The following is a 758-nucleotide window of genomic DNA, read 5'->3' on the forward strand; positions in this document are numbered from 1 at the left end:
ATGAACCCATTCAAAGGCCGGCATTTTCAGCGTGACATCATTCTGTGGGCCGTACGCTGGTACTGCAAATACGGCATCAGTTACCGTGAGCTGCAGGAGATGCTGGCTGAACGCGGAGTGAATGTCGATCACTCCACGATTTACCGCTGGGTTCAGCGTTATGCGCCTGAAATGGAAAAACGGCTGCGCTGGTACTGGCGTAACCCTTCCGATCTTTGCCCGTGGCACATGGATGAAACCTACGTGAAGGTCAATGGCCGCTGGGCGTATCTGTACCGGGCCGTCGACAGCCGGGGCCGCACTGTCGATTTTTATCTCTCCTCCCGTCGTAACAGCAAAGCTGCATACCGGTTTCTGGGTAAAATCCTCAACAACGTGAAGAAGTGGCAGATCCCGCGATTCATCAACACGGATAAAGCGCCCGCCTATGGTCGCGCGCTTGCTCTGCTCAAACGCGAAGGCCGGTGCCCGTCTGACGTTGAACACCGACAGATTAAGTACCGGAACAACGTGATTGAATGCGATCATGGCAAACTGAAACGGATAATCGGCGCCACGCTGGGATTTAAATCCATGAAGACGGCTTACGCCACCATCAAAGGTATTGAGGTGATGCGTGCACTACGCAAAGGCCAGGCCTCAGCATTTTATTATGGTGATCCCCTGGGCGAAATGCGCCTGGTAAGCAGAGTTTTTGAAATGTAAGGCCTTTGAATAAGACAAAAGGCTGCCTCATCGCTAACTTTGCAACAGTGCCT

At 52.8% G+C, this 758-nt stretch carries 1 protein-coding gene; it reads left to right on the forward strand.

The features are described 5' to 3' along the window. Nucleotides 1–705, forward strand: coding sequence for an IS6-like element IS26 family transposase (locus KHC19_RS18670; protein WP_001067855.1), 705 nt, complete (start codon nt 1–3; stop codon nt 703–705). Nucleotides 706–758 lie beyond the last annotated feature (53 nt).

Source organism: Ancylobacter oerskovii (assembly GCF_018390555.1).
Taxonomy (GTDB): domain Bacteria; phylum Pseudomonadota; class Alphaproteobacteria; order Rhizobiales; family Xanthobacteraceae; genus Ancylobacter; species Ancylobacter oerskovii.